Below are 10,190 nucleotides of genomic sequence, written 5' to 3' on the forward strand. Positions count from 1 at the left end.
CTAGATTAGCTGGCTATTCTATCAAAATAAAAAATATTTTTTACAAATATTTCTATATTTATTATGAAAAAATGCCAACTCATTTAGCTATTAATTTTAGTCTTTTTTTTAGTCTTCTACAATTGCTACTACACGACTCCAACCAGCACTTGCTCCCTTAATACTTACAGGCAGACAAATAATTTGAAATCCGGTTGTTGGTAACTCATCTAAATGGGTCAGTTTTTCAATATGACAATAAGCTTGTTCTCTACCAACTCGATGACCTTCCCAAATAATAGAAGCATCACCAGTTTTGTTGAATTCTTCGCCAGTAAATGGTAACGGAACATCCCAACTCCAACCATCTGTACCACAAACACGCACACCTTTATTTAATAACCATTTAGTTGCTTCAGCACTCATTCCACAACCAGCAACCAAATATTCCTTTGATCCCCATTTCTTGTCCGCACCAGTGTTAATAAAAACAATGTCTTTAGCTTGCAATTCATAATCAATTTTTTTGAAGTATTCTTCAAAATCTGTCGCAGTTACTTTATATCCATCAGGCTTATCCCGAAAATCTACTTTAACGCCATTTCCAATAAACCACTCCAATGGAATCTCATCAATTTTCCAAGCAGGCTCACCATTATTCATAGTTGGATAATAATGATATGGCGCATCTACATGGGTCCCGCTATGTGTACTTAAGTTAATAAACTCAATCGCCCATCCATTGCCTTCTGGTAAATCCTCTATTGTTGCATTTCCAAAAAAAGAGGCCATCGTTTCTGCTGTTTGTTGATGATTTTGATAATTAATTTTCGGAATTTGTTGCGGTGGATCACTCACCAATCCATGTTCAACTGGAATAGATAAATCAATGATTTTCATAAAAAGTCCTCCTGTTTTTAGTCAAAAAATTATGTTTGACTATATTGGTTTTTGATTCGTCTTTATATTAAGCAAGTTTTATGCCAAACAAGTATTATCAATAGAAAAAATATAAAAAGCCGATTTGTAAACTTTTACACAACTTATATCTACAAAAATCTAAATCTTTTCTAACAAATCTTGTGTATACAAAAGTTTACATGTAAAATAATGATAACGCTTTATTTACATAAAAATTATTCTCTATTCGCTAAGTTGGAGGACACTATGGAAAATCATTTTAATTTTGAGAACCCTCTATTTTCAAAGATGGTTTTTGAGCAGTTAGGTACTTTTGCTATTTTGGATCGTTTAGGAAATTATACGTATGTCACGCAATCATGGGCTAGCTATTTCAATTGTTTGCCAGGTGAAGTTATTGGTAAAAAAGTAACTGAGTTTTTCCCCGAAACTAAGGCTCTTGAAGCAATGGAAAATAAAACACCCATCATTGCTTATCCGGTTGGAATTAAACCTGATAATATTGGCCAACAATTTGTTTCCTATTTCCCTTTATTTCATGAAAAAAAAGTAATTGGATGTATTATTCAAACTATTTTTCACGATTTAAAAGAAGCAACTATCTTTTCAAAAACTTTTAACCAATTGCAATCTGAAAGAAATTATTATTGCCAAGAATTGCAAAAGCTTAGAGCAAGTAAATACTCTATTGACAGTATTATTGGTGAAAGTAAAGCTATAAAAAAAATGAAAGAGCTCATTTACCAAGCAGCGAATTCTCCTTCAAATATTGTTATCGAAGGAGAAACTGGTACTGGTAAAGAATTGGTAAGCCATGCTATTCATATGCTAAGTAATCGTAGTGAAAAACCTCTAATAAAATTAAATTGTGCCGCTATTCCTGTAGAATTAGCAGAAAGCGAACTTTTTGGTTATGAATATGGTGCCTTTACTGGAGCAAAAGCTGAAGGAAAAATGGGGAAATTTGAATTAGCTAATCAAGGAACCCTTTTCTTAGATGAAATCAACCATTTGTCAATGGTCATTCAACCTAAATTATTGAGAGCTATTCAGGAACAAGAAATTGAAAGAGTTGGCGGTATGAATACAATCTATATTGATGTACGTTTAATAGTAGCAACTAATATTCCTTTACGAGAATTAGTTGAAAAGAAACTGTTCCGTAATGACTTATTCTATCGACTTAATGTGATTACAATTAGGATTCCGCCTTTAAGAGAGCGGCTTGAAGATTTACCTTTATTAATAGATTCGATTATTAAAAGGCTTAATATGCAACTAGGGACTAGCGTAACTGGTATTGATTCTTATGTATTAGAACAATTTCAACATTATCATTGGCCAGGAAATATTCGTGAATTACAAAATGTTTTAGAACGTGCTATGAACAGTCGACTTTCAGGTTATTTAACTTGGCAAGAATTTGCTGATTACTTTGATTTGACTAACTGTCGTCACTTAAAACAAAATGTTTTAGCAGGATCTAACAGAAATATGAAAACTACAAAACAGGAATTAGAAATATCTTTAATTCGGGAAACTTTAAGTCAACTCAACGGAAATAAAAAGAAGACAGCTGAACAGCTAGGAATTTCTCGAACATTACTCTATAAGAAATTAAAGAAATATCAAATTACCTTAGATTAACTAACCAGCTTTCCTATTAAGCAAATCTTTCTCCTTAGAAATCAATCGCATGGTACACTAAACTTAGCTATAAAATTTCAATTAAGAAAGGTTATTTAGTATGAGTAAAACAATTATCGGGATTGCTGGCGGTCAAGATGTGGATCCTCATTTATATAACGAAGTGCCTCATCCCAAATTACTAGCGACTAATCCAGCTAGAGATACCTTTGAAATGACTTTAGTTCTTGAGGCCATTCACCAAAAGAAACCTATTTTTGCAGTTTGTCGAGGGATTCATTTATTGAATGTTGCTTTAGGTGGCACTTTATATCAAGATTTATCTTTATATGACAACTGGCAAGTTAAACATAATCAAGTCCCTACTCCACCAAGCTTTGCTACTCATAATATTACAGTTGATGTAAATAGTCGCTTAAGTTTTTTACCAGAAAATTATCGTGTGAATTCTTTTCATCATCAAGCAATTAAAAAATTAGCACCTAGCTTAAGAGAATCGCTTGGTCTGAAGATCGATTAGTGGAAGCTTTTGAAAGTATTGACGACTCACAACGAATTTTAGGTGTCCAATGGCATCCTGAATTAACCCATCATGTTAATCGAAACGAGCAACAACTCTTTGATTATTTTGTTCATGAATTATAATTAGAAAAATATTATTAAATAATGCTTGCTAAATCATTAGTGAGCATTATTTTTTGTACTTCTTACTAAAAATCAAGCAATTATCTAGTCTTTTATTATTAAACACTATATTATTGAAGAATAATGTAACCGTTACGATTTATAAAACCTTCGTTTGACTTTATAGAACTGCGGTTTTACAATGAAGTTACTATTTTATAAAAGAAAGGAAGTGATGGTGTAGAGGGAAAATAAATTCCTTTTATACCAAAATAATGAAGAAAAAGAACTATTTATTAGGAGGATTGCTGGCGCTGGTATCAGGATTACTGCTTATTACAACACCTAACGAGGCAGCTACCGTTCCTGCAGTCACAACACCTGGGGAGTTAACTACTGCAATTGTAAACGCACCAGCAAACGAAGAAACAATTATTCCTATAGCTATCCCTACAGATATTCATAGCTTTGGATCTTTTAGTATCCCCGCTGACAAGAATATTGTTCTTGATGGTCAAGACAGAACATACTCAGATACTAATACTTTACTAAGAGTTGAAGTATCTGGTAAATTAACCATTAAAAATTTGCGGATTAATGGTGGGACTAGCGGAATACTGGCTGCAGCTAAAACTGCTGGTAGTCAAATTATTTTTGATAATGTCGACTTCCAAAACATTGCTGGTACTACCATTGATGGCGCAGCAATTCAGTTTGAAACACATAATTCTAGCGCTAATGTCACTATTCAAAATAGCAGCTTCAAAGCTAATACTGTTAATGCCAATGGCTATTCTGGTGGCGCAATTGCTACTAAAAACCATAATGGGAGTTTTACTGTTATCAATAATACTTTTAAAGATAATAAAACCTTAACAACTGGTACCAATGTTGGTGGCGAGGGTGGTGCAATTTATATTTTCCAACCAAAAGCAGGCTCTAGTACCACTTTTAAAGATAATTACTTCTATAAAAATGTTGCTGTAGAAAGTCCTTCTGCAAATGGCAAGCTGGCTGACGGTGGTGCGATCGCTTTATGGAACGTTAAAGCCAATACAAATGTTCTTTTTGATGGTAACACTTTCGAAGAAAATATCGCTGGTGATGATGGCGGTGCGGTTTTAATTCAGACTCAAGATACAATTAGCGATGGTATTATCTTTAATAATAACACCTTTTATGGCAATAAAGCCTTAGGAGCTGACGCCAGCTCTAATAGTGGTGGCGCAATTCAAGTTTTTGCTAACTCTGCTGGCACCTCTCAATATACAGCCAGAATTCAATATTATAATAATACCTTTGTAAATAACGTAGCCAAATATAACGGCGGTGCCATCGGACATAACGGCCATTTAGCTTTTATTAAACCAAGCTTCTATTACAACGTATCAGCAGGTTATTATGTTAATAATATTTTTATTAACAATTCTGCGCAGGGAAATACTAATGATAAAAAAAGTAATATTGCTGATCAAAGCAACGTCCCTAACACTGGCAATATCAGCAATAACCTTGGTTACGACAACGGGACACCCGTTGCTGAAACTTTGGCAGATGTTTTTGGTACTGCAGCAATCGAATTAGTGCCAAATTACAGCAATATTCAAGCTGGAGCGACTTATGATCTCCAACGTATTGTTATCCCTACTTTACCAATTGCTCCTGAAAAATTAGCTGACAATATAATTGCTGATTTAACTGGTGCACCAGCTGTGGATCAACGAGACTTCCCACGTGCTTCACCAGCGGATATTGGTGCAGTTGAAATTAGTTGGATTAAGTATGATGTCAATCATGAAGATGCTTATTTTGAATTATCAGCATTAACTGATTATGATGGCACTATTTATTATGAGGGTGAAAACCCAGATACTTACTATCAAGTAGGCTATGATAATTTAACTGTCACAACAAACGCACCGGAGCCTAAAAAAACAGGTACTGATGAATTTTTAGGCTGGTCGATCAACCCTGCAGCAACCGTTCCTGATACTGGTTTAGCTAAAGCGGATTTACCAACTAGTTTAGTTGTTGGCGATCAAACACTATATGCCGTTTGGGGTACTTCAACATTAACCGTTACTTATGATGCCAATGGTGGTACAGGTACTACACCTGTTGATAGTAATGCTTATAACGTTGGCGATTCAACTACACTTTTAGCTGAAGGTGATTTGGTAAAAGATGGCTATCGTTTTGTTGGCTGGACACTAAATGCACCGGATGTTGATCCTGTTTATACGGTTGGCAGTCAAATTGAAAACCTGCAAAATTCAATTACTTTGTATGCCAAATGGGAAATTTTACAGCCTGCAGCAATCACAGTTGAATACTGGGAATACGATATTAATGGCAACCCAGTTGAAAAAATTGCCGAAGATATTATTTTAACAGGTAATTTAGGCGATCGTTATCATGCTGAAGCTAATTATATTATTGGTTATACTTTTAATGGTGTTGTGACAGCTGATGATTTAAGCCCAATTAGTGGCATTATCTCTGATCAAGCACAAACCGTAAAATTAAGCTATCACAAATTAGAAGCAAATACTAACCAAGGCTTTGTACTTGCTCAATATCAAGATGAAAAAGGCACACCAATTTCAGCGGATATTTTACAAACTGGTGATGCAGGTGCTGAATATAGCACCACTCAAAAAGAAATTACTGGTTATACTTTTACCGAAGTGATTGGCAATCCAACTGGTTTATTTACTAATGAAGTAATTGTAGTGACTTATGTTTATAAATCAAATAGCAACCCTGGGAATCCGGGAAATCCTGGGAATCCAAGTAATCCCGATACTACTGTCCCGGATGAAGTTTTAATTCCAATTTGGCGGGCGTATAATTTAAATGACGGTGATCATCTATACACCACTAGCAAAGAAGAATATGATTGGATCGTTGGTTTAGGCTGGCAAGCAGAAAGTGTTGCTTTTTACAGCGTAACGCCTAGCTACCAACAGGCAAAACCAGTTTATCGCTTATATAATCCAAATTCTGGCGAACACTTCTATACGTTAGATGCTAACGAATATGAAGCTGTGGCTACTGAAGGTTGGAATAAAGAAGGCATTGCCTTTTATATGGTTCCTGAAGAATTAGGCTATCCTATCTATCGGGTCTTCAATCCTTACGCAACTGGTCCTGGTTCACATTTATTTACTAGAAGCCGCTTTGAAGCTGATTGGTTAATCGGTTTAGGTTGGCAAGATGAAGGCATTGCCTTTTATAGTGCAAGATAATTAAACTAAAAAAGTGTTAGCTGCTAAATTTAGCAACTAACACTTTTTACTATTTATATAGCCTAATCTACTAAAGATTGAGCGGCAGTAATAATTGATAATTTGTAAACATCTTCTTCATTACAGCCACGAGAAAGATCTGAAACGGGTTTGTTCAAGCCTTGTAAGATTGGGCCAATTGCTTCAAAGCCACCTAGACGTTGGGCAATTTTATAACCGATATTTCCTGATTGTAATTCTGGGAAGACAAAGACTGTTGCTTTACCAGCTACTTGTGAATCTGGTGCTTTTAATTGACCAACTGAAGAAACATAAGCTGCATCAAATTGTAATTCACCATCTAAGCATAAATCTGGTGCTAATTCATGAGCAATTCTTGTTGCTTCAACTACTTTCAAAGCTTCTTCTGCTTTGGCAGAGCCTTTAGTTGAAAAACTCATCATTGCAACTTTAGGATCAATGTCAAACAATTCAGCAGTTGCTGCTGAAGAAACAGCGATTTCTGCTAATTCTTGGGCAGTTGGATTAACGTTAATCGCACAATCGGCGAATAAATATTTTTCTTGATCGCGACCGCGAACCATAATCATCGCACCACTTGTTCGGCTCACACCTGGTTTTGTTTTGATAATTTGTAAAGCCGGGCGAACAGTATCACCAGTTGAATGAATCGCACCACTTACCATGCCGTCTGCAAAGCCCATATACGTTAACATCGTACCGAAGTAGTTAACATCTTTCAGCGTTTTTTCAGCATCTTCTTTAGTTGCTTTACCATTTCGACGTTCAATGAAAGCTTCAACCATTGCATCCCAACCATCATAGCTTTCAGGGTCAAGAATAATGAAGTTTTCAGCATTTAAACCACGAGCATTAGCTTTTTCAGCAATTTCTTCTTTGTTACCAATTAAGATTGGTTCAACTAATTCTTCTGCTTTCAAACGAGCGGCAGCACCTAAAATGCGAGCATCTGTTGCTTCAGGAAAAGCAATTTTGATTTTGCGACGAACAATTTTAAATTTTAAATGATCAAACAATTCCACAAAAATAACCTCCAAATAATTAATTTCATTTACATTCTACCATAAAACAAAAACAGATTCCAACCCTGTTTCAGATAAAAATTCAGAAATTTATTCAGAAACTAAAAAACCACATTCAGCTAATAATTACGGACTAAATCAAGCATTATCTCCACTATTAGCTGAAACCAAGGTTCTTTAAACCAATGATAAAAACGCCTTTTCAAAAAGTCAACTGTACTCAAAAAATTATAACAGAAGCTTATTTTCTGTTATACTGTTTCAGGCAATTGCCAATCAATAGTTTCTTGCCCTAAAGCTTGTAAAGCTTCATTCGTCTTAGAAAATGGCTTAGAACCAAAGAATCCGCGATGAGCTGATAACGGACTTGGATGGGGCGCTTTCAAAATCACATGTTTACTTGTATCAATCATGGAAGCTTTTTCTTGGGCTGGTTTCCCCCACAAAATAAAAACCACGCCGATTTCCCGTTGATTAATTTTTTCAATCACGCTATTTGTAAATAACTCCCAGCCTTTGCCCCGATGAGAGTATGCTTGACCGTTACGCACTGTTAAAACAGTGTTTAAAAGTAGCACTCCCTGCTCTGCCCACTTGGTTAAATAACCATGATTAACTGGCGCAATTCCTAAATCAGACTGCAATTCTTTATAAATATTGACTAATGATGGCGGAATTTTCACCCCTGGTTGCACCGAAAAAGCTAAGCCATGGGCTTGATTATGGCCATGATAAGGATCTTGCCCTAAAATCACAACTTTCGTTTTTTCGTAAGGGGTTAAAGATAAGGCTTCATAAATATGATACATATCTGGATAAATAACTTGTGATTGGTATTCTGTTTTTAAAAATTCTCGCAACTGTAAATAATAAGGTTTAGTAAACTCATCTTGCAAAACTTCCTGCCAACTATTATTAATGAATGTTTTCATATTTTCTTTAAATCCTTTCTAATTTTTACCTTTAAAACGATGAAAGATTTCATCCTATCAGCAAAAGTATCTCAAAATATGGTACACTTAACAAGTATAGAATAAAAAAAGATTCTTAAAAGTAAGGTTGGTGTGATAATTAATGATTAAATTAATTGCCTCTGATATGGATGGTACATTATTGAATGCACAAATGCTGATTTCTCAAGAAAATATTGATGCGATTCGTGAAGCTGAAGCTTGTGGAATTGAGTTTATGGTAGCGACTGGCCGCAATCGTCAAGAAGCATTATCTGCATTAGAAGAAGCCGGCATTGAATGTGCCATGATTACTTTAAACGGTGCGCAAGTTTTTGATAAAGCTGGAAACTCTTTATTTAGCGTTCCAATCGATAAGAAAGAAACCAATCAAATTTTAGGTTTATTAGATGAACGCAATATTTATTACGAAGTTTCTACTAATAAGGGAATCTATTCTGAAAGTCAAACCCAGCGAATCGAAAGTTTCGCTTCAATGTTGACTAGTCATTTAGATCACCTAACTTATAAAATGGCAATTGCTATGGCGGCGGCAAATTTAAAAATGTTGCACATTAATTATGTTGATAGTATTCGTGAAGTGGTGAGCCAACCAGAGATTGAAGTTTTAAAAATCATTTGTTTCTCTAGCGAAGGCCCTAGCATTTTAGGCCCTGTTGGAAAAAGAATTGCTGATTTAGACGATGTGGTGGTAACCTCTTCTGGCACGAACAACATTGAAATCAATCATAAAAATGCCCAAAAAGGCATTGCAGTAGCTCATGTTGCCAAAGAACACGGCTTTGATTTAGCAGAAATTATGACGATTGGTGATAATTTTAACGATGCTAGTATGTTGCAGTTAGCCGGTGTAAGTTTTGCCATGGGCAATGCTGAAATCGAAGTTAAAGACTACGCAAAATATGTCACTGATACTAATTTAGAGCATGGTGTCGGTAAAGCAATTTTACGGGCAATGGCGGAAAATCTATAACTCTGACAAAATCGAATGCTTTTTCAACAACTTGAAAAAGCCAGATTGAAACGAGGTGTGAAGAACTATGCCAGAGTTTTTCATTCAAGAAAAGCAATTAAGTAATGTCACCAGAACCATTGTTAAAGATGAAAAAGGTCAGTCGCTCTTCCTTTTAGTTGGTCGTTGGGGAACGCGGGGGGATGCCCTTTCTCTTTATGCCATGAACGGTGAATTAATTGCTAGCATCAAGCAAGTCGGCTTAGCCTCTCGTCAAAATTTTGATATTTATTATCAATTTGATAAAGTGGGTACCATGAAGAAAATTTTTAATTGGCCCGGCGATTTTTATTACATTCGTCAACTTCACTGGATTGCCCAAGGAAATATTTATAACCACCAATATAAAATTCAACATTTCAACCATACTGTTATGAAAATGGATAAAGCTACTCTTTTTTCTGGAGATTACTATGTTTTAGATATATCAGACGAAACCGATGCACCCGTTTGTATCTGTATCGCTGCCGTCTTAGATTATTGGCTGTATTCCCGCAAACGCAAAAAAGACAACGGCCCCCAACTAAACTGGCTGTTTAATTAAGAAAAGCGGAGTAAGCTTGTTTAGCTCTCGAGCAAAATGCAGAATCAAATTATAGTGGCGAAAATCCATTCAACCACAAAAACAGCTAGCTTATCATTTAAGAGTACTGTACCGACCCCCAAAAGTTAGACCAAAAATCTAACATTTGGAGGTCGGTATTTTTATGGCTAAATATAGTTTTGAACTCAAATTGAAAATAGT

7 protein-coding genes and 1 pseudogene are annotated in these 10,190 nt (G+C 35.4%); 5 read left to right on the forward strand and 3 right to left on the reverse strand.

The window, feature by feature from the left end:
- Positions 1 to 108 precede the first annotated feature (108 nt).
- Positions 109 to 879: a cyclase family protein gene (locus tag M2139_RS08930; RefSeq protein WP_280738438.1), complete on the reverse strand. Its 771-nt coding sequence runs from the start codon at positions 877 to 879 to the stop codon at positions 109 to 111.
- A gap of 267 nt (positions 880 to 1,146) precedes the next feature.
- Here M2139_RS08930 and M2139_RS08935 point away from each other — a divergent pair, with 267 nt between their 5' ends.
- The 3 genes and pseudogenes from M2139_RS08935 (at position 1,147) to M2139_RS08945 (ending at position 6,419) form a co-directional block, all read left to right on the forward strand.
- Positions 1,147 to 2,547, forward strand: coding sequence for a sigma 54-interacting transcriptional regulator (locus tag M2139_RS08935; RefSeq protein WP_280738437.1), 1,401 nt, complete (start codon positions 1,147 to 1,149; stop codon positions 2,545 to 2,547).
- A gap of 121 nt (positions 2,548 to 2,668) precedes the next feature.
- Positions 2,669 to 3,192: pseudogene (locus M2139_RS08940) on the forward strand (gamma-glutamyl-gamma-aminobutyrate hydrolase family protein); the annotation flags it as partial.
- 284 nt (positions 3,193 to 3,476) lie between these two features.
- Positions 3,477 to 6,419: a MucBP domain-containing protein gene (locus tag M2139_RS08945; RefSeq protein WP_280738436.1), complete on the forward strand. Its 2,943-nt coding sequence runs from the start codon at positions 3,477 to 3,479 to the stop codon at positions 6,417 to 6,419.
- Positions 6,420 to 6,481: 62 nt separating this feature from the next.
- Here the strand turns inward: M2139_RS08945 and pta are convergent, their stop codons facing one another.
- Positions 6,482 to 7,462, reverse strand: coding sequence for a phosphate acetyltransferase (gene pta, locus M2139_RS08950; RefSeq protein ID WP_280738435.1), 981 nt, complete (start codon positions 7,460 to 7,462; stop codon positions 6,482 to 6,484).
- 251 nt (positions 7,463 to 7,713) lie between these two features.
- Positions 7,714 to 8,394 (reverse strand): uracil-DNA glycosylase, encoded by a 681-nt coding sequence (locus M2139_RS08955; protein WP_280738434.1) that lies wholly within the window; start codon positions 8,392 to 8,394, stop codon positions 7,714 to 7,716.
- Between the two features lie 142 nt (positions 8,395 to 8,536).
- On the opposite strand from M2139_RS08955, the gene M2139_RS08960 reads away from it, so the two are divergent.
- On the forward strand, positions 8,537 to 9,406 hold the full coding sequence (locus M2139_RS08960; RefSeq protein ID WP_280738433.1) for a Cof-type HAD-IIB family hydrolase: 870 nt from the start codon (positions 8,537 to 8,539) through the stop codon (positions 9,404 to 9,406).
- 67 nt (positions 9,407 to 9,473) lie between these two features.
- Positions 9,474 to 9,989: a hypothetical protein gene (locus tag M2139_RS08965; RefSeq protein ID WP_280738432.1), complete on the forward strand. Its 516-nt coding sequence runs from the start codon at positions 9,474 to 9,476 to the stop codon at positions 9,987 to 9,989.
- Positions 9,990 to 10,190 lie beyond the last annotated feature (201 nt).

Source organism: Enterococcus sp. PF1-24, from assembly GCF_029893325.1.
GTDB lineage: Bacteria > Bacillota > Bacilli > Lactobacillales > Enterococcaceae > HY326.

What these genes read in the sequence shown, in the direction of transcription:
- M2139_RS08930 (WP_280738438.1), bottom strand. Translation starts at nt 879, where the DNA reads ATGAAAATCATTGATTTATCTATTCCAGTTGAACATGGATTGGTGAGT.
- M2139_RS08935 (WP_280738437.1), top strand. Translation starts at nt 1,147, where the DNA reads ATGGAAAATCATTTTAATTTTGAGAACCCTCTATTTTCAAAGATGGTT.
- M2139_RS08955 (WP_280738434.1), bottom strand. Translation starts at nt 8,394, where the DNA reads ATGAAAACATTCATTAATAATAGTTGGCAGGAAGTTTTGCAAGATGAG.
- M2139_RS08960 (WP_280738433.1), top strand. Translation starts at nt 8,537, where the DNA reads ATGATTAAATTAATTGCCTCTGATATGGATGGTACATTATTGAATGCA.
- M2139_RS08965 (WP_280738432.1), top strand. Translation starts at nt 9,474, where the DNA reads ATGCCAGAGTTTTTCATTCAAGAAAAGCAATTAAGTAATGTCACCAGA.